Origin of the sequence: Actinomycetospora atypica (assembly GCF_042653685.1) — a bacterium.
GTDB lineage: Bacteria > Actinomycetota > Actinomycetes > Mycobacteriales > Pseudonocardiaceae > Actinomycetospora > Actinomycetospora atypica.
On record NZ_JBHSIV010000008.1, the window covers coordinates 66,261 to 84,969 of the forward strand.

Annotated in this window: 18 protein-coding genes; 12 read left to right on the plus strand and 6 right to left on the minus strand. The window is 73.5% G+C overall.

The genetic code is table 11. From position 1 onward, the window contains the following. Position 1: 1 nt before the first annotated feature. The 3 genes from ACFPBZ_RS09785 to ACFPBZ_RS09795 are packed head-to-tail and all read right to left on the minus strand — an operon-like array spanning position 2 to position 2,766. Positions 2-1,561 carry a Na+/H+ antiporter gene (locus tag ACFPBZ_RS09785; protein WP_378035849.1) on the minus strand — a complete coding sequence of 520 codons (1,560 nt, stop codon included), beginning with the start codon at positions 1,559-1,561 and terminating at the stop codon, positions 2-4. Continuing rightward, positions 1,558-2,190, minus strand: coding sequence for a class I SAM-dependent DNA methyltransferase (locus ACFPBZ_RS09790; RefSeq protein ID WP_378035850.1), 633 nt, complete (start codon positions 2,188-2,190; stop codon positions 1,558-1,560). Before ACFPBZ_RS09790 ends, ACFPBZ_RS09785 begins: the two co-directional genes overlap by 4 nt. 9 nt (positions 2,191-2,199) lie before the next feature. After that, the gene (locus ACFPBZ_RS09795) at positions 2,200-2,766 is read right to left on the minus strand and encodes a GNAT family N-acetyltransferase (RefSeq protein WP_378035851.1); all 567 of its coding nucleotides are present in this window, start codon (positions 2,764-2,766) and stop codon (positions 2,200-2,202) included. A gap of 313 nt (positions 2,767-3,079) precedes the next feature. Between ACFPBZ_RS09795 and ACFPBZ_RS09800 the strand changes: the two genes are divergently transcribed. Continuing rightward, positions 3,080-3,643: a Uma2 family endonuclease gene (locus ACFPBZ_RS09800; protein ID WP_378035852.1), complete on the plus strand. Its 564-nt coding sequence runs from the start codon at positions 3,080-3,082 to the stop codon at positions 3,641-3,643. A gap of 77 nt (positions 3,644-3,720) precedes the next feature. Here ACFPBZ_RS09800 and ACFPBZ_RS09805 read toward each other — a convergent pair whose 3' ends face one another. Then, positions 3,721-4,704, minus strand: coding sequence for a hypothetical protein (locus ACFPBZ_RS09805; protein WP_378035853.1), 984 nt, complete (start codon positions 4,702-4,704; stop codon positions 3,721-3,723). Between the two features lie 185 nt (positions 4,705-4,889). Between ACFPBZ_RS09805 and ACFPBZ_RS09810 the strand changes: the two genes are divergently transcribed. The 10 genes from ACFPBZ_RS09810 to ACFPBZ_RS09855 all read left to right on the plus strand — a co-directional run bounded on the left by ACFPBZ_RS09810 (position 4,890) and on the right by ACFPBZ_RS09855 (position 15,558). Further along, positions 4,890-5,897 (plus strand): cation diffusion facilitator family transporter, encoded by a 1,008-nt coding sequence (locus ACFPBZ_RS09810; RefSeq protein WP_378035854.1) that lies wholly within the window; start codon positions 4,890-4,892, stop codon positions 5,895-5,897. 100 nt (positions 5,898-5,997) lie between these two features. Continuing rightward, entirely contained in the window at positions 5,998-7,650 is a 1,653-nt protein-coding gene (locus ACFPBZ_RS09815; RefSeq protein ID WP_378035855.1) for a purine-cytosine permease family protein, read from the plus strand. A 101-nt stretch (positions 7,651-7,751) separates the two neighbouring features. Continuing rightward, on the plus strand, positions 7,752-8,054 hold the full coding sequence (locus ACFPBZ_RS09820; protein ID WP_378035856.1) for an urease subunit gamma: 303 nt from the start codon (positions 7,752-7,754) through the stop codon (positions 8,052-8,054). Further along, positions 8,051-10,120 carry an urease subunit alpha gene (locus tag ACFPBZ_RS09825; RefSeq protein WP_378035857.1) on the plus strand — a complete coding sequence of 690 codons (2,070 nt, stop codon included), beginning with the start codon at positions 8,051-8,053 and terminating at the stop codon, positions 10,118-10,120. The genes ACFPBZ_RS09820 and ACFPBZ_RS09825 overlap by 4 nt, the downstream gene beginning before the upstream one ends. A gap of 16 nt (positions 10,121-10,136) precedes the next feature. Further along, complete coding sequence (locus tag ACFPBZ_RS09830) at positions 10,137-10,631, plus strand: methylated-DNA--[protein]-cysteine S-methyltransferase (RefSeq protein ID WP_378035858.1); 495 nt, start codon at positions 10,137-10,139, stop codon at positions 10,629-10,631. A 175-nt stretch (positions 10,632-10,806) separates the two neighbouring features. Continuing rightward, positions 10,807-12,114, plus strand: coding sequence for a DUF222 domain-containing protein (locus ACFPBZ_RS09835; protein ID WP_378035859.1), 1,308 nt, complete (start codon positions 10,807-10,809; stop codon positions 12,112-12,114). Positions 12,115-12,262: 148 nt separating this feature from the next. Continuing rightward, a complete protein-coding gene (locus ACFPBZ_RS09840; RefSeq protein ID WP_378035860.1) occupies positions 12,263-13,459 on the plus strand; it encodes a DUF4190 domain-containing protein in 1,197 nt (398 codons plus the stop codon). Between the two features lie 23 nt (positions 13,460-13,482). Then, complete coding sequence (locus tag ACFPBZ_RS09845) at positions 13,483-14,169, plus strand: urease accessory protein UreF (protein WP_378035861.1); 687 nt, start codon at positions 13,483-13,485, stop codon at positions 14,167-14,169. Continuing rightward, positions 14,159-14,821 carry an urease accessory protein UreG gene (gene ureG / locus ACFPBZ_RS09850; protein WP_378035862.1) on the plus strand — a complete coding sequence of 221 codons (663 nt, stop codon included), beginning with the start codon at positions 14,159-14,161 and terminating at the stop codon, positions 14,819-14,821. The genes ACFPBZ_RS09845 and ureG overlap by 11 nt, the downstream gene beginning before the upstream one ends. Further along, entirely contained in the window at positions 14,818-15,558 is a 741-nt protein-coding gene (locus ACFPBZ_RS09855) for an urease accessory protein UreD (RefSeq protein ID WP_378035863.1), read from the plus strand. The genes ureG and ACFPBZ_RS09855 overlap by 4 nt, the downstream gene beginning before the upstream one ends. On the opposite strand, the gene ACFPBZ_RS09860 is transcribed toward ACFPBZ_RS09855, so the two are convergent. Beyond that, positions 15,540-17,177, minus strand: coding sequence for a hypothetical protein (locus ACFPBZ_RS09860; protein WP_378035864.1), 1,638 nt, complete (start codon positions 17,175-17,177; stop codon positions 15,540-15,542). The two genes, ACFPBZ_RS09855 and ACFPBZ_RS09860, sit on opposite strands and share 19 nt — an antisense overlap. Before the next feature lie 114 nt (positions 17,178-17,291). Between ACFPBZ_RS09860 and ACFPBZ_RS09865 the strand changes: the two genes are divergently transcribed. After that, positions 17,292-17,996 carry a (2Fe-2S)-binding protein gene (locus ACFPBZ_RS09865; protein WP_378035865.1) on the plus strand — a complete coding sequence of 235 codons (705 nt, stop codon included), beginning with the start codon at positions 17,292-17,294 and terminating at the stop codon, positions 17,994-17,996. Here ACFPBZ_RS09865 and ACFPBZ_RS09870 read toward each other — a convergent pair. Next, on the minus strand, positions 17,989-18,693 hold the full coding sequence (locus ACFPBZ_RS09870) for a M50 family metallopeptidase (protein ID WP_378035866.1): 705 nt from the start codon (positions 18,691-18,693) through the stop codon (positions 17,989-17,991). The genes ACFPBZ_RS09865 and ACFPBZ_RS09870 overlap by 8 nt on opposite strands. Between the last annotated feature and the right edge of the window lie 16 nt (positions 18,694-18,709).

Below are 18,709 nucleotides of genomic sequence, written 5' to 3' on the forward strand. Positions count from 1 at the left end.
CCTACCGGTCGAGCATGGCCTCCTCGAAGTCGAGCTCGCGCAGGAGGTCGCGCATCCGGGCCTCCTCGAGCCGGCCCATGTCGCGGAAGCGGACGAAGGTCTGCCGCTCGGCGTCGAGCATCGCCCGGCGCAGGCGGACGAAGGCCACCGACGGCGCCTCGCCGATCTCCGCGTCGGACCGCCCGAGCCGCTCCCACGCGCCGTTGGAGCGCTGCTCGGCCCAGGTGCGCAGCTGGGAGGTGATGTGGTCGGGGGTGCGGTCGTCGGTGCCGGTGAGCTCCTCGAGCCGGGCCAGCGCCGTCTCGGCCGCCGCCTGCTTCGCGGCCGCCTCCTGCAGGACGTCGTTCTGCGCGCCCCGGTCGTAGACGTTCAGCCGCCGGATCACCCAGGGCAGGGACAGGCCCTGGACGAGCAGGGTCCCCACGGTCACGACGAAGGCGAGGAACAGCACGATGTCGCGTCCCGGCATCGCGGGGTCGATCGTGAAGGCGGCCGCGAGCGTGACCACGCCCCGCATCCCCGCCCACGACAGCACGGTCGGCACCTGCCAGGGCAGGGCGGGACCACGGGCCCGCACCTTCGGCAGCAGCCGCGGCAGGTAGATCGTCGGGAACATGAAGACGAACCGCGCGAGGATCGTCGCGGCGAGCACCGCGAGGGACGACACCACGACCACGCCGAAGGAGATCCGCAGGTCGGCGACGACCACGGAGAGCTGCAGCCCGATCAGCGCGAACACCAGCGCCTCGAGCAGCCGGTCGAGGGCCTTCCACACGGCCTGGTCCTGGATGCGGGTGGCGAACCCGCCCTCGGTCGACTTGTGCCCGAGGTAGAGCCCGGCGATGACGACGGCGAGCACGCCGCTCGCGTGGAACTCCTCGGCGAGCAGGTAGATCGCGAACGGCACGACGAGGCCGACCGCGCTCTCCAGCGAGGAGTCACCGAGCCGCAGCCGCACCCGGTGGATCACCCAGCCGACGGCCGCCCCGACGAGGATCCCGCCGACCGCCGCCAGCAGGAACTCGCCGACGCCGTCCAGCAGCGAGGCACCGGTGCCGAGCGCCACGGCCAGGAGGACCCGGAAGAGGGTCAGGGCGGTCGCGTCGTTGAGCAGGCTCTCGCCCTCGATGATCGTCATCATCCGGCGGGGCAGGCCCAGGCGGCGCCCGATCGAGGCGGCGGCGACCGCGTCGGGCGGGGCGACGACCGCGCCCAGCACGAGCGCGCTCGCCAGCGGCAGCCCCGGCACGACCCACCACGCAACGAGACCGACGACGATCGTCGTGAAGATCACCAGGCCGAACGCGAGCTGGCCGATGCGGTTGAGGTTCTCCCGGATGCGTAGCGCCGAGGACTCCAGGGCCGCGGAGTAGAGCAGCGGCGGGAGGACGAGGAACAGGACGAGGTCGGGGTCGAGCGGCACGTTCGGGATGCCCGGGACGTAGGACAGCCCGAGGCCCACGACGACGAGCAGCAGCGGCGCCGACACCCGGAAGCGGTCGGCGAGGGCCGTCACCACCAGCGAGACGACGAGGACGACCAGCAGGGCGAAGCCGTTCACGGAGTGCAGCTCCTACGCGTGTGGACGCTCACCGCGTAGCCGCCGCCGGCGAAAGGCTCGACGCCCTCCCAGTCGGCGGTCCGCGTGAGCAGGGTGAGGCCGGCGCCGACGGCGGCCGTGTCGTAGGCGACGAGATCGGGGACGGGGTCGTGGTCGGCCTGCTCGAAGGGCAGGTGCTCGTCGTCGAGCCCGAACCCCAGGACGAGCAGGCCCCCCGGCCGCAGGTGGGCGGCGAGGCGGGCGAGGACCCGGGCGTGGGTGCCCGGCGTCAGCAGCGGCCAGATGTTGCCCGCGCCGACGACGAGGTCGTAGCGGCGGCCCAGGTCGAGGGTCGCGAGGTCGCGCAGGTGCCACTCGATGCCGGGCGCCCGGCGGCGGGCCTCGTCGAGCATGGACGCGTCGAGGTCCACCCCGACCACCCGGTGGCCCAGCTCCGCGAGGTGGATCCCGACCCGGCCGGTGCCGCACCCGGCGTCGAGCACGTCGGACGGCTCGCCGGCGAGGAGTTCGTGGACGCGGCGGGCCTCGCCGTGCAGGTCGGCGCCCTCGGCGGCCAGCTCGTCGAAGCGCGCGGCGTACCCCGGTCCGGCGGTGCCACCGGTGACGGAGAGCCAGGGGTTCTCGGGCACCGGCGCACTCTACGTTCGGCTCCGCTCCGGGTGTGTGCTCGCCGGACGGTCGAGGCGGTAGACGCGGTGGTCCGGCGGGTCGATCGGGTTGTCGGGAGCGGCCAGGGCCTCCCCGACGAAGTGGAACCCGGCCTTCTCGAGGGCCCGCCACGAGGCCGGGTTCCCGGTGAGGACGGGCACGAGGATCACGCCGCAGTCGGGGTGGGCGGCGAAGGTGTCGGCGGCGAGGGCCCGGACGAGCGCGGTGCCGAGGCCGTGGCCGACGTCGTCGGGATCGCCGATCAGGTAGTCGATCGTCATCGCGTCGCGCGGGACGTCGAGGTACGGGGCGAACTCCTCGACCTCCTCGGGGTAGGCGTGCCAGAAGGAGCGCTGACAGAGCCCGATCGGCCGGTCCCCGAGGTCCGCGACGAGGTCCTCGGCGGGCTCCTCCCCGCGCAGCGTGGGCCCGAAGTCGCGCTCGACGGCCTCCGGGCTCCACTCGTGCGCCCACCACCGGGCCACGTGGGGCTGGGCGAGCCACCGGCCGATCAGACCGAAGTCGTCGGCGGTGACGGGCCGGAACGAGACGTCCACGCCGGGGACGCTACGACGGTTCACCGATCCGCTCGTCCGAATTTCGCACTGGCCGCATGTCCTCGCCGGCCGTGCACTCACCGCGACGAAGCTCTCGTCGCTCGGAGCGACGTGGGGCGGGGACCGATCGGTCCGCTCCGCCCGACGAGATCTTCGCGCTGAGCCGAGGCGGACGTCAGCGGCACTCGCTCCCGGGACCCCCGGGGCATGCCGCCGCCGGACCCGGTCGTCGGCCGATCATGCCCGATGTGCACGTGGCGCCCGGGTCGTGGGAACCGTGGGACGATCCGCCACGTCGAAGGGGGTGATGACCATGACCGCTGCCGGCCGGGCCTGGCCCTCACGTCCGCCCGACCACCTGCTCGACCTGGCGGAGTGGGAGGCGCTGCCCGAGGACGACTCCGCGCGGTACGAGCTCGTGGAGGGGGTGATGGTCGTCAGCCCACGCCCCGTGTTCCGACACCAGGACATCGTGTTCGAGCTGTGCCGCCAGCTGCGCGACCACCTCGCCGAGGGGCTCACGGCGCTGCCCGAGGTCGAACTGGTGGTGGACGACGGGGGAGGTGGAGGGCCGGCGACGGTCCGGGTGCCCGACCTCGTGGTCGTCCCGGTGTCCCTCGTCCCGGAGCGAGCCCGTGCCGTGGCCGGGGACGTCGTGGCCGTCCTGGAGGTCCTGTCGCCCGGCACCCGACGGACCGACCGGGTGGCGAAGCTCGCCGAGTACGCCGAGGTCGGGATCGCGCACTACGTGATCGTCGATCCCGAGGGGCCGATCAGCGAGTTCGTGCTCGACGGGCACGCCTATCGCCCGGTCGCGACCCACCACCAGCGGGCGGTCCTGGCGTTCGGCCCGACGATCGCGCTGCCGTCGCCCTGATCCGTCCGTCCCCTCGAGGCCGGACACGACGACGTCGCCGCTCCCCAGCACTGGGGACCGGTGACGTCATCGAGGGACTAGCAGCCGCAGTGGCCGTTCCCGCCCCAGTTGCCGTTGTTGCCGTTGTTGTTGCCCGGGTGGCCACCGTTCCCGTTACCCGGGTGGTTCCCGTTGCCGTTCCCGTTCTGACCGCCGTTCCCGTTGCCCGGGTGGCCGCCGTTGTTCCCGCCGTTGCCGTTGCCCGGCTTGGTGGTCGGGGGCGTCGTCGTGGTGTCGACCGGCGGGACCACCACGACCGGCTTCGTCAGCTCGAAGTCGTAGGTCGTGTCCGGCGTCGTCACGAGGTCGACAGCGGACTCCAGGCCCGGGTTGCCGCTGCCCTGGTTGATGACGACGCCGGTGACGACGAGGTCGGGCGCCGCCGCGACGTAGTCGGACAGCGGCTTGGCCCCGCCGTTCGAGCAGGAGCGCTGCGACTCCTCGATCACGCCCGGAATGGCGCGCGTCGAGCACCAGTTGCCCTTGCCCGCCGCGTAGCGGTTCCACTGACCGGCCGTGGTGCTGTCGGTGGCGGTGTTGTAGATCGGTTCGTAGGTGAGGGTCGAGAACCCACCCGCAGCGGCGCCGTTGGGGTCGACCGTGAGCTGCAGGCTCGGGAACTGGTTGGCGTCGCCACCCGCGAGCTTGTAGGCGGAGTAGGCCGCGGTCGGAATCCACGCGGCGAGCGAGGTAGCCGCTGCAGAGACGGGAGCGACGTAGCTGGCCTTGTCGTTCGCGCCAGGAGTGGAGAGACGGAGCGCTGCCTTACCGCCGCCGGTCGGCGCGCCGACCTCGTCGGACACCTCCGCCTTGCCGCCCTCGCGGGTGCCGTTGTCCTTAAACGGCGCGAGGTCGGGCAGGACGATCGTGTTCGTGGGGCTGCTGACCGCCAGGATGTCGAGCGGCTCGGCGGCGCTCCCGGTCCCGATCATCGCGACGGTGGTGCCGCCGATCACGATGGCGCCGGCGGCGGCCAGAGCGGCCACTCCTCGTCGTCCCAGGCTGATCCTGTGCTTACCCATTCGGTGCGTCGTCCTTCCCCCGGCGTCCGTACGCGACCGCGGCGCAGTCACACGGCAAGTAACGACGCGGTCACGAAAGGGTGATGGACGAATTCCCGATCGGGTACGACCCCGGTGGGGCAGGTCTCCCCGGGACAGCGGCCCGGACGGCTTCTCATGCGTATGTCTGCATGTATTCTGCGGCCATGGGGCACGGCGGCCACGATCACGGGCACGGGCACGGCGGTCACTCCGGCCACGCGAACGGGGCCGGAGCCGACGGGCGCCGCCTGACGATCGCCCTGGTCATCACCGCGGCGGTCCTCGTCAGCGGGGCGCTCGGGGCGTGGATCACCGGCTCGTTGTCCCTGCTCGCCGACCTCGGCCACCAGGTCACCGACGTCGCCGCCCTCGTCACGGCGGTCGTCGCCGCCCGGCTCGCGCAGCGTCCGCCGAGCGCCCGGCGCACCTTCGGGCTCGGGCGCAGCGAGGTGCTCGGTGCGGCGGTGAACGCGCTCGCGCTGCTCGCGGTGACCGTGTGGGTCGCGGTGGAGGCGGTCGAGCGGCTCTTCGCGGTGAGTCCCCCCGACATCCCCGGGACCACCCTGCTCGTCTTCGGTGCCATCGGCCTCGTCGGGAACCTGGTGTCCCTCGCCGTGCTCTCCGGCGGGAGCGGGTCGATGAACGTCCGCGGCGCCGCGCTGCACGTGCTCGGGGACGCGCTCGGGTCGGTGGCGGTCATGCTCGCGGCCGGCGTCCTGCTGCTGACCGGGTGGCCCTACGCCGACGTCGTCGCCTCGCTGGTGATCGTCGCGATCCTCGTCCCGCGCACCGTCTCGCTGCTGCGGGCCACCGCGCACGTGCTGCTCGAGGGCGCGCCGCCCGGGGTGGACGTCGAGGAGGTGCGGGCGGCGCTGCTGGAGGTGCCGGGCGTCCGGGAGGTGCACGACCTGCACGTCTGGGTCATCTCCGACCGGGTGCCCGCGGCCTCCGCGCACCTCGTGGTGGCCGACGACGCGACGCCGCACTGCGAGGGCCGCGTCGACGGCGGCGGCGTCCTCGACCGGGCGGCGTTGGCGCTGCGCGACCGTTTCGGGCTGGAGCACTCCACCCTGCAGATCGAGACCGCCGAGCACGCCGACCACGAGGAGCACTGCGCGCCGCCGCCGGTACCCCGCTCCGCGAGGTCGGCCACCTCGGCCGGGAACACTTAACGCAGAGGTCACACCGCGGCAAACGCCGTCACTCGCCGCGAGGTCAGACTTCCGCCGAACCGCCCGTCCGGGGCGGGTCGAGCAGCGGGAGGGACCGCGCGTGTCACAGGACGTGCAGCAGCCGGCGGTGACCTCGCCGAGCAAGGCTGGTAGATCTTCCAAGTCGGCTGAGACGCTCGAGGACTACACGCTGCGGTTCGCCCCGCGCAGCTATCGGAAGTGGTCCACCGGCGTCGTCGCGACCTCCGCGCTCGGCGGGATCGCCTATCTCGCCGACTTCGCCATCGGCGCCAACATCGGCATCTCCTACGGCACCGTGAACGCGCTCTGGGGAATCGCGGTGTTCGCGGTCGTCATCTTCCTGTCGGGCTTCCCGCTCGCCTACTACGCGGCGCGGTACAACCTCGACCTCGACCTCATCACCCGCGGCAGCGGCTTCGGCTACTACGGCTCGGTGGTCACGAACGTCATCTTCGCGACGTTCACGTTCATCTTCTTCGCGCTCGAGGGCTCGATCATGGCGCAGGGCCTCGAGCTCGGCCTCGGAATCCCGCTCTGGATCGGCTACGCGGTCTCGACGGTCATCATCTTCCCGCTCGTGATCTACGGGATGAGCGTGCTGTCCAAGCTGCAGCTCTGGACGACCCCGCTCTGGCTCGTCCTCATGGTGCTGCCGTTCGTCTACCTGCTGATCAGCCACCCCGAATCGGTCTCGACGTTCTTCGCCTACCAGGGCGAGGAGGGCGCGGGCACCCCGAGCCTCGGGTCGGTGATGCTCGCGGCGGGGGTCTGCCTCTCGCTGATCGCGCAGATCGCCGAGCAGATCGACTACCTGCGGTTCATGCCACCGAAGACGCCCGAGAACTCGCGGCGCTGGTGGACCGCGACGGTCCTCGCCGGCCCGGGCTGGGTGATCTTCGGCGCCGCCAAGCAGGTCGTCGGGCTCTTCCTCGCCGTCTACCTGCTGGCGAACGTCACCGGGGCCTCGGGATTCGCCAACGAGCCGGTCCGCCAGTTCCTGGAGATCTACACGAACATCATGCCGGCGTGGCTCGCGCTCACCCTGGCCGTGATCCTCGTCGTCATCAGCCAGATCAAGATCAACGTCACGAACGCCTATTCCGGGTCGCTGGCGTGGACGAACTCCTACACCCGCGTCACGAAGCACTACCCGGGGCGCCTGGTGTTCCTCGGCGTGAACCTGGCGATCGCGCTGATCCTCATGGAAGCGAACATGTTCGACTTCCTGAACACGATCCTCGGCTTCTACGCGAACTGCGGCATGGCGTGGGTCGTCGTGGTGGCCTCGGACATCGCGATCAACAAGTACCTGCTGGGCATCTCCCCGAAGGAGCCCGAGTTCCGCCGCGGGATGCTCTACGCGGTGAACCCGGTCGGCTTCGGCTCGATGGTCCTCGCGGCCGGCGTCTCGATCCTCGCGTTCTTCGGGGTGCTCGGCGACACGCTGGCCTCGTACTCGCCGCTGGTCGCGATCGGGCTCGCCCTGGTCCTGCCGCCGATCCTCGCCGTCGCGACGAAGGGGAAGTACTACCTGCGACGTCCCGACGACGGCATCGACGTCCCGATGCACGACGAGCACGGCAACCCGTCGGGGGAGACCCTGCCGTGCCAGGTGTGCGCGCAGGACTTCGAGCGACCCGACATGACCGCGTCGGGCACCGGCGAGGGCTACGTCTGCTCGCTGTGTCTGTCGACCGACCGCAGCGGGGACCACGTCCTGCCCGCGTCATAGGTTCGTCCCCGACATGTGAATGCCCTGTCGGCGTGCTGTCCCAGCCACGGACCACGCCGACAGGGCACTCACGAGGCGAAGCCGAAGGAGCCTTCCCGACGATGCTGCTGTCGCCGCACGAACAGGAGAAGCTGCTGCTGCACGTGGCGGCCAACCTCGCGAGGGAGCGCCGCGGTCGTGGGCTCCGGCTCAACCACCCCGAGGCCGTGGCGCTGCTGAGCTCCTGGATCCTCGAGGGCGCCCGCGACGGCCGCAGCGTCGCCGAGCTGATGGAGGGCGGGCAGCACGTGCTGACCCGGGACGACGTCATGGAGGGCATCCCCGAGATGCTGCCGAGCGTGGCGGTCGAGGCGACGTTCCCCGACGGCACGAAGCTCGTCACCGTCCACGAGCCGATCCAGTGACCGATCCCGTGACCGGTCCGGGCGCGATCCTCCCCGGCGACGGGGACGTCGTCGCGGGGGAGGGCGCCGCCGTCGTCACCCTGACGGTGACCAACACGGGCGACCGGCCGATCCAGGTCGGCTCGCACATGCACTTCGCGGCCGCCAACGCCGCGCTCGACTTCGACCGCGGGACCGCCACCGGCATGCGCCTCGCCATCCAGGCGGGCACCTCGGTGCGCTTCGAGCCCGGGATGGAGAAGGACGTCCAGCTGGTCGCCCTCGGCGGCCGGGGCTCCGTACCCGGCATCCGCCTCGACGTGCCCGACCCGGCCGGGGCATCGTCGGGAAGTTCGGGTTCCGGCTGGAGCGTGGGGCGCGACCGGTACGCCGCGCTGTTCGGCCCGACGACCGGCGACCGCGTGCGGCTCGCCGACACCGACCTGACGATCCGGGTCGAGGAGGACCGCTCGCGCGGGCCCCGGGGCGGCGACGAGGCGGTGTTCGGCGGCGGCAAGGTGATCCGCGAGTCGTTGGGCCAGTCGCGCGCGACCCGCGCCGAGGGGACCGCCGACCTCGTGATCACCGGCGCCCTCGTGCTCGACCACTGGGGCGTGGTGAAGGCCGACGTCGGCGTGCGCGACGGACGCATCGTCGCGCTGGGCAAGGCCGGCAACCCCGACACGATGGACGGCGTCACCCCCGAGCTCGTCATCGGGCCCTCGACGGAGATCCTCGCCGGCAACGGGCTGATCCTCACGGCCGGTGCGGTCGACTGCCACGTCCACCTCATCAGCCCGCAGCAGATCCCCGAGGCGATCGGCTCCGGGGTCACGACGATGATCGCCGGCGGCACCGGCCCGGCCGAGGGCACCAAGGCGACGACGGTGACCCCCGGGGCCTGGTGGCTCGCGCGGATGTTCGAGGCGCTCGACGGCTTCCCGATGAACTTCTCGCTGCTCGGCAAGGGCAACACCGTGGGCGAGGCGGCGCTGCGCGAGCAGGTGCTGGCCGGTGCCTCGGGCTTCAAGGTGCACGAGGACTGGGGCGCGACCCCGGCCGCGATCGACGCCGCCCTGCGGGTCGCGGACGAGACCGGGGTGCAGGTCGCCCTGCACACCGACACGCTCAACGAGGCCGGCTACGTCGACTCGACCCTCGCCGCGATCGCCGGCCGCTCGATCCACGCCTATCACACGGAGGGCGCCGGGGGCGGGCACGCGCCCGACATCATCACGGTCGCCGGGCAGCCGCACGTGCTGCCCTCGTCGACCAACCCGACCCGCCCGCACACCGTCAACACCGTCGACGAGCACCTCGACATGCTGATGGTCTGCCACCACCTCTCGCCCTCGATTCCCGAGGACCTGGCGTTCGCGGAGTCACGGATCCGGGCCTCGACGATCGCGGCGGAGGACCTGCTGCACGACCTCGGCGCCATCTCGATGATCGGCTCCGACTCGCAGGCGATGGGCCGGGTCGGCGAGGTGGTGCTGCGGACCTGGCAGACGGCGCACGCGGCCAAGCGCCGGGTCACGGGACTGAGCGGGGTGCAGGCTTCCGGCGACGACAACGACCGGGCCCGGCGCTACGTCGCGAAGTACACGATCTGCCCGGCGGTCGCGCACGGGCTCGACGGGGAGGTGGGGTCGGTCGAGGTCGGCAAGCTCGCCGACCTCGTCCTGTGGGACCCGGCGTTCTTCGGGGTGCGCCCGAACGTCGTCCTCAAGGGCGGCGTGATCGCCTGGGGGCGGATGGGCGACGCGAACGCCTCGATCCCCACGCCGCAGCCCGAGCTGTCGCGCCCGATGTTCGGCGCCTTCGGGTCCTCGCCGGCCGCGACCTCGGTGTACTTCGCACCGCAGGCGGCCCTCGACGACGGCCTGGCCGGCGCGGTCCACGCGTCCCGGCGGTTCGTGCCGGTCCGGTCGCCCCGCGACATCGGCAAGGCGGACATGCCGCAGAACTCGGCGACGCCCGACATCCGGGTCGACCCCGAGACGTTCACGGTGCGCATCGATGGCTCCGTGGTCGACCCCGACCCGGTCCGCGAACTGCCCATGGCGCAGCGGTACTTCTTGTTCTAGCGAGGACACTGTCCCCATGGCCGTGACGCACTCGGTGATGGACAGCCCGCTGGGGCCGCTGACCCTGCGGGCCGACGACGGGGTGCTGTCCGGGCTCTACATGACCGAGCACCGGCACGGGCCCGCCGCCGAGGCGCTGGGGGAGCGGGTCGACGACGCCGTCCCCGCCGCACGGGAGGAGCTGGTCGCGTACTTCGAGGGGTCGTTGCGGGAGTTCACCGTCGAGGTGGCCCTGCGGGGCACCGAGTTCCAGCAGCGGGTGTGGGCAGCCCTGCGCGAGATCCCCTACGGCGGCACCTGCACCTACGGCGAGCTGGCGGTGGCGATCGGGTCGCCGACCGCCGTGCGTGCGGTGGGGCTCGCGAACGGCAAGAACCCGGTCAGCATCGTCGTGCCGTGCCACCGGGTGGTGGGGGCGAACGGGTCCCTGACCGGCTACGGCGGCGGCATGGAGCGCAAGCGCGCGCTGCTGGACCTCGAGGGGGTCGGAGCGCCCTCGCTGTTCGGCTGAGGTGCTCGTTCCCGACGATCGCCGTGGTTCGGCTCCAGCGGATGCCGCGAGTGGCCGGACCATGCCGCCGATGCGTGGTCGGATCGGCATCGCTGGCCCGAGCCTCCCGACGATGCTGCGGCTGGGTTCGGGCATTGCGGCCGTGACTGTCAGGGGGTCCCGCTATCCTTCGAACATGGGTTCGAATGATGCGGTGGGTGAGGCGGTCAGCGACGAGCTGACCGCCCTCCTCGCGCGCCTCGCCGACCTCGCCGACCTCGCCGACCTCCCCACCGACCCCGTCGCCGACGGCGGCGTCGCCCTCGTCGACCAGATCGCCACCCTCGAACGCCTCCGCGGCGCCGTCGCCGCCGCCGCCCAGCACACCGCCATGGTCACCTTCGCCCGCAGCCAGGTCGAACTCCAGGCCGCGCAGGTCGCCGCCGGACAGCTCGACCCGCGCGCCATCGGTCGAGGTATCGGCGACCAGATCGGGCTCGCCGCGCACGTCTCCCCGCACGTCGGCTCCCGCCGCCTCGGGGTCGCCCGCACCCTGGCCGAAGACCTGCCGAACACGCGCGGCTTGTTGGCGGCGGGGCGGATCAGCGAACAGCTCGCCGAACACGTCGTCGCGCAGACCAGCCACCTCGAACCCGAACAGCGTCGCCTGGTCGACAAACAGCTCGCGGACGCCGAGTTGGAGGGGCAGGGGCGCCGGGAGGCCGAGGCCACGGTCAAGAAGACCGCCTACGAGGTCGACCGGGCCGGATATGTGAATCGTGGGCGGACCGCGCGGAAGGACCGCCGCGTGACGCTGCGCCCGGCGCCGGACACCATGAGCGTCCTGTCCGGGCTGCTCCCGGTCGAGCAGGGCGTCGCCTGCCTCGCCGCGCTGCGAAAGCACGCCGACTCCCTGATCGCCACCGGTGAGGCCGGGGACCGGACCCGCGACCAGATCGTCGCCGACACCCTCGTCGAACGCCTCACCGGCCAGGCCCGCGCCACCGACGTCACCGTGGAACTCGAGATCGTGCTGCCGATCGACGCCCTGCTCGACCCCGAGAGCGACACCCCGGGTGAGTTGGTCGGGCACGGGCCGCTGCCAGCGGACATCATCGCCGACATCCTGGCCACCACCACCGCGACGACGTGGTGGCGGCGGCTGTTCGCCCACCCGAAGACCGGGTGCATCGTCGGCGGCGAGTCCAAGCAGCGGTTCTTCGACGGGCTCCTCGCCACGCTGATCGACATCCGGGACCACGGGCGCTGCCGGGACCCCTACTGCGACGCCCCGCGGCGCCACCGCGACCACATCCGCCCCGCCCGCGACGACGGACCCACCAGCCTGGTCAACGCGCGAGCGGAATGCGCGCGCGGCAACCAGGTCAAGGAACTACCCGGCTGGCGGCACCGGGTGATCCACGACGGGCTCGGCGACCAGCCGCACACCGTCGAGACCACCACCCCCACCGGGCACACCTACACCAGCCGCGCCGGACCGTGAGCCGCCCGCCCGGAGGGCGGAGCGCTCAGGCTTCTTGGGTCCGTTCGGCCCAGGGCATTCGACCGTGCTGCCCTCCCTTCCTTCATCCTTTAGCCTGCTCGCACTCCGACCGGATCTCGGGCGGGGTCGGGGGTCGAGGGGGATGGCGATGGCGGATTCACAGGACTCGTCGAACGGTCGGCACGGTGCGTCGCAGCCGGGCGAGGGTGCCGCGTGGGAGCCGTCGCCGGCAGGGCAGCAGGGATACGGCCAGCAGCAGGGCTACGGCCAGCAGCCGGGCTACGGGCAGTACGGCCAGCAGGGCGAGTACGGCCAGCAGCAGGCCTATGGCCAGCCGCAGAGCGGCTACGGCCAGCAGGGCTACGGCCAGCCGGGTCAGCAGGGGTACGGCCAGTACGGCGACCAGGGCTACGGGCAGCAGCCCTACGGGCAGCAGGGCGGCTACGGCCAGGAGCAGGGCTACGGCCAGTACGGCCAGCAGCCGGGCGGCTACAGCCAGCAGGGCCAGCAGGGCTACGGCCTGCAGGGCCAGCAGGGGTACGGCCAGCAGCAGGGCGGCTACGGCCAGCAGGGCTACGGAGCGCCGGCGGGAACCGGGGTCGCACCGCCGAGCAGCCCGACGCCGGCGCCGGCGCAGCCCACGGGCAGCAACGGGTTGGCGACGGGTGGCTTCGTCGTCGGGCTGATCGGCCTGATCCTCTCGTTCATCCCCTTCATCGGGGTGATCGCCTGGCCGCTGGTGATCATCGGCCTGATCCTCTCGGTCGTCGGCCTCATCCGGTCCGGGCGACACGGTGGACGCGGCATGTCGATCGCCGGCATCGCCGTGTCGGTTCTCGGACTGATCATCTGCATCGTCTATCTGGCCGCCTTCAGCAACGCGGTGAGCGACCTGCAGCCGGTCGCCGGAACGCCGGGCGCGGCCCCGTCGGGATCCACCGAGGCACCCGCCGCGGGCAACACGGCCGCGTTCGGGGCGCCGATCTCGTACCCGAACGGCCTGCAGGTGACGGTGTCCCCGCCGACCGCCTTCACGCCCTCGGCGTCGGCCGCCGGTGTGGACGGGGTGAAGTCGTTCCAGGTCAAGATCACCATCCAGAACGGCACCAACGAGGTCTTCCAGCCCAACCTCAGCACGGTCAGCGCGTCGGTCGACGGCCAGGAGGCCTCCCAGATCTTCGACATCCCCAAGAAGATCAGCGGAGCGCCGAACACCTCGGTCCAGCCGGGGAAGAGCACCAGCTACACGCTCGCGTTCAGCTCGCCGGTGCAGTCGGGCGACCTCCAGGTCGACGTCCGCCCGGGCTTCGTCCTCGACGCGGCCACCTTCACCGGCCGCCTGTAACACGCCGCCCCTAGGCTGGCCCGGTGCCCGCTCCCGCGCTCTGGCTCCTCGCCGACTCGCGGCTGCCGACCGGCGGGCACGCCCACTCGGGCGGCATCGAGGCGGCGGTCCGCCGTGGTCAGGTCCGCGCGCCGGCAGATGTCGAGGGGTTTCTCGCCGCCCGGGTCCCGACGACGGGTCTGGTCACCGCGGCGGCGGCCGCGGCGGCGTGCGCGCTGCTCGCCCAGGGGGACGACCCGGTCGACTGGGCGCCGTGGGACGACGCCGTGTCGGCCCGGACCCCGGTGGCCGCACTCCGCGAGGTCTCCCGCCAGCAGGGCCGGGCCATGCTCCGGACGGTCCGCGTCGCCTGGCCGGACGCCGCGCTCGACGGGCTCGGCGCCCGCCCGCACCAGGCGCTCGTCCTCGGGGTCGCCACCCGGGCGGCCGGGGGCGACCCGACCGACGCCGCGGCGCTGGCCGTCCACCACCTCGTCGGGCAGGTCTGCTCCGCCGCCGTGCGGCTCCTCGGACTCGACCCGCTCGCCCTCGCCGCGGTACATGCGCGGACCCTCGCCGGCCACGCCCTCGTCGTCGGGAAGGCCTGCGCGGCCGGGACCGACGCGGCGACCGCGCACGACCCCCACCTGCTGCCCACCGCGACGACGCCGTTGCCGGAGGTGCTCGCCGTCCTGCACGCCCGATCCGAGGGGGCCCTCTTTGCTTCATAGACTCGACGAACTCGACCTCGGCGGCGGCGCGCACGACCACCCCGAGAAGCCGGGCCGGGCCGTGCGCATCGGGATCGGCGGACCCGTCGGCTGCGGCAAGACCGCCCTCGTCGCGGCCCTGTGCCGGGTGCTGCGCGACGAGATGTCGGTCGCGGTCGTCACCAACGACATCTACACGACCGAGGACGCCGACTTCCTGCGGCGGGAGGCCGTGCTCGACGCCGAACGGATCGTCGCGGTGCGCACGGGGTGCTGCCCGCACACCGCGATCCGCGACGACGTCACGGCGAACCTGGATGCCGTCGAGGACCTCGTCGAGCGCTTCGACCCCGACCTGGTGCTCGTCGAGTCGGGCGGCGACAACCTCACCGCGACGTTCAGCTACGGCCTGATCGACCGACAGATCTTCGTCATCGACACCGCCGGCGGCGACGACGTCCCCCGCAAGGGCGGCCCCGGGGTGGCGGGTGCGGACCTGCTGGTGATCAACAAGGTCGACCTCGGCCCGCTGGTCGGCGCCGACACCGGGCGGATGGCCGCCGACGCCGCCCGGGTGCGCGAGGGGCGCCCGACCGCGCTGGTCAGCGTGCGCACCGCACCGATCCCGGAGGTGGTGGACTGGGTGCGGGCCCAGGTCCGGGTCGACGCGTGACGGCGCTCCCCGTCTGGTCGGTGACCTCGACGGCGCGGGTGTCCCTGCGCGACGGGCGGCTGACCTGGGCGTCGGCGCCGCCGGTCGTACTGCGCCGGACCGGTCCCCGACAGCTGCACGTGGTGGCCGTCGGCGGTGGCCCGCTCGGCGGCGACCACCTGCGGCTCGAGCTCGACCTCGGACCGGGGGAGCGGCTCGCGGTCGCCAGTGCCGCGGCGACGGTGGTCCAGCCGGGGCGGGTTCCCGACGAAGGGGCGAGCTTCGAGGTCGTGGCGCGCCTCGCGGAGGGCGCCGCACTCGACTGGCGACCCGAACCGACCGTGGCATGCGACGGGGCCGTGTGGTCGCCGACGATGCAGGTCGAGGCCGCGGAGGGGGCGAGGGCGCGGGTCGTCGAGCAGCTGGTGCTCGGCCGGTCGGGCCAGCGGGGCGGGCGGTGCGAGTCGACGCTGCGCGCCACCTACGCCGGCCGGACCCTGCTCGCCACGACGACGATGCTCGACGGCGCCGACCCGGCGCTCTCGGGGATCGGCGGGACCGGGGGAGCGCGGTCGAGCGGGTCGGTGCTGGTGGTCGGGCCGGACGCCGCGGCCGAGGAGTCCCCGGGCGGCGACGAGGACGACGTGGTGTGGGCGTGCTCCGGCCTCGACGGGCCGGCGACGCTGCTCACCGCCGTCGGGTCGGTCAGGGGCGTGGGCCGCGTCCTCGACCGCGGAGGTCAGCGCTCCGTGGCGTGACCGTTGCGGCTCTCGACGGCCGGCTCCTCGGCGTCCGCGCGCCCGTCGGTGACCGGCTCGAACCAGCCCGGTACCGAGGCGGCCGACGGGTCGTCGGACGTGGTGGTGCTCCGGGCCGGGGCGAAGAGGTCGGAGCCGGCAGGGGACGAGGTCCGCGGCGCGTCGGTCGGCGCGCCCGCGGGGGTGGTGAACGCGGTGGAGGCGGTGGTACCAGGGGTCGGCGCCACGTCGTCGGCGGTGGTGTCCGGGGCGGTGGTGCCCGGGGCCGTGGAGTCCGAGGCCGGGACCGGGGTGGCGGGCCGCAGCGCGGAGCCGGGCCCGGGGTGGCTCGCCGGGGCCGGGTGGCTCCCGGGGGCGGTGACCCGCGGGGGCGTGTCGGGGCCCGACGCGCCGGTGGGGACCCCGCCGACGGCGCCCTCGTCCACGCTGACCGGGCTGGGGTCGGCCGGCGGCGCGTCCTCGGCCGCGGTGGCCTCGCCAGTGGCCTCGGCGGGGTGGACGGCCTCGCCGCCAGGCTCCTCGAGGGCCGGGTCGTCGAGAGCGGGATCGTCGGCGGCCGGGTCGAGCCCGGGGACCGAGGCGGCGGTCGCGAGCCCGCTGAGCGTCTCGGTGGAGGCGTCGTCGTCCGTCGCGGCGGCGGTCGGCTCCACCGGGGTGCCGCCGATCGCGGCCTCGTCGACCCCGGCCGGACCCTCGTCCGGCGTCGTCGGGGCGTCCGCCGCAGGACGGGACGCGACCGGAGCAGCAGCAGCGGGCGCGGCCGTGGCCGGAACGGCCGACGCTGCGGGGGAGGCGGCGGCGGGCGCTGCGGGGGAGGAGGCGGCCGGCTCGCGAGCCGGCCCGGTGGGGGTACCGCCCACGGCGGCCTCGTCGACCCCGGCGGGCCCCGGATCGGCCTCGACCCCGGACTCGTCGGCGCCGGGCTCGTCGGCACCGGGCCCGTCGACGGCACGCTCCTCGGCGCCGCGGTCCTCGGCAGCCGCCTCGTCGCCGGCGCGCTCGGCCACCTGGACGTCCGGGCCGGTCGAGGCGCGCCCGACCACCGGGACGGCCTCGGTCGGCATCTCCTCGACGCGCGAGCCGTCGGCCGGGAACGGGCCCGACCCCTCGCCACCACGGCCCGCGGCGATCGCGGCGGCCTGCGGGTAGAGCCGCACGCCCTCCTGGGCGACGACCTGCTGGCCGCGCTCGTCGAGCAGGGCGTGCCGGCCGGTCGGGGCGTCGTCGGCGGGCGGAGTGGGGCCGACGCGGCGCGGGACGGCGGGTGACGGCTGGGCCGGGGTCGCCGTGGTGGGGGCCTCGCTGCGCGCCGGCAGCCGCCGGAAGAGGGCCGTGAGGATGAGGACCCACGAGATGACGGTCAGGAGCACCGTGAGGATGCCGATGACCACCGACACGGTCAGCGCCGTGTCGACCCCCGAGCCCAGGAACAGGGCCGGGACCAGGTTGACCGAGGCGCTGACGAGGATCGCGAGCAGCTGGAGGCCGAGGCCCCAGATCGCCGGCGTGGACACCTCGGGCAGCACACGGCGACGCTGCACGGCGATGACGAGGCCGATGAGGACGGCCACGCCCGCCGGCAGGAACGCGAAGGCGAAGCGCAGACCGGACTCGAGCATGCGTCGAACCTAACGAATGACGTACACCCGGGTGGACCCCTGGGCATCCGACGCCGGAGTTCCTGGTCCGAACGGATCACACCGGGGCGGCCGGTCGTCGGGGATCATGACCCCATGTCCCGCCCGAGCAGCAGCACGGCCGACGCGCTCGCCGACGTCGACTCCCTCGGCGGGTTCTTCGCCCTCGCCACCGGGCCGGCGCAGGGGGTCGACCCGTCGTGGCGTCCCCTGGCCGAGCTCCCCGGCGACGTCCTCGACACGCGCATCGACGCGATCGCCGAGCAGCTCGGCGGCATCCAGCGCCGGATCGCGGGCTCGCTGCTCGCCCTGTCGGTGTCGGCCCGGATGACGGCGCTGGTCCTCGGGGCGGCCGCCCTGCACGGCGTCGTCCCCCGCCTGCACGACCGGCTGCACTGGCGCCCCTGGTCGGGAGGACCGGCCCCGCTGTGGCTGCCCGAGCCCGAGCCGCTGGCGACCACCGATGCGGCCACCGCCGCGCAGGAGATCGACCGCAGCCTGCGGCCCATCCTGGAGAGCATCGGGGCCCTCGCCTCGGTGTCCGACCAGGTGCTCTGGGGCAACGTCGCCTCGTCGGTCGGGGGCGCGCTGCGGGTGCTGCTCACCGAACGCCCGCACGCCGGGCCCGGGGCCGGCGACTTCGCCACGGCCGTCGTCGGGAACCCTCCGCTGGCCGGTCTGGGGGAGTTCGTCCCGGCCCCGGAGCACCCCACGGGCATCCGGTTCGAGCGCCGCACCTGCTGCCTGTTCTACGGCGTCCCGGGCGGAGGGACCTGCGCCGACTGCGTGCTGGTCAGGTGAGCGGCGGCCAGGAGAGCAGCAGGTTCCCCGCGAGGATCAGCGAGATCACCCCGATCAGCCCGAAGATCGCGACGACGATGCCCGCCGGGACGCCCGTGAGCGCCTGGATCTGGTCGGCGTCGGAGGTCGGCGACGACCGCCGGGCCCGCTTGCGCTGCACCTCGACCACCGTCCGCAGGCCGCCGACGATGAGGAACCAGGTGACGAAGCAGGCGAAGAAGTACTGCGTGGTCGGGGAGCCGTAGGCGATGACCACCGTGACCACCGCCCCGGTCAGCACCACCGAGGCCACCCCGAAGACGTTGCGGATCAGCACGAGCGTGCCGAGCAGCACCATGATCGCGAGGCCGAGCATCGTCGGGACCGCGTCCCCCGCGACGAGCGCCGCGGCCCCCAGCCCGAGCAGCGGCGGGGTGGCGTAGCCGGCGAAGGCGGTGGCCACCATGCCCGGACCGGTGGGTCGGCCCTTCGACACCGTGACCCCGGACGTGTCCGAGTGCAGCAGGATCCGGGTGAGCTGACGCCCCGACGCGATCGCGACGAGCGCGTGCCCGCCCTCGTGGGCGATCGTCACGACGCTGCGCGCGATCCGCCAGGTGGTGTCGAGGCCGACCACCAGCAGCGCGGCCAGGCCGGCGAGGACGACGAGCGCCACCTGGGTCTGGGCGGAGGTGAGGTCTCCCAGGGGTTCGATCACGATGCCGGTGACCGTA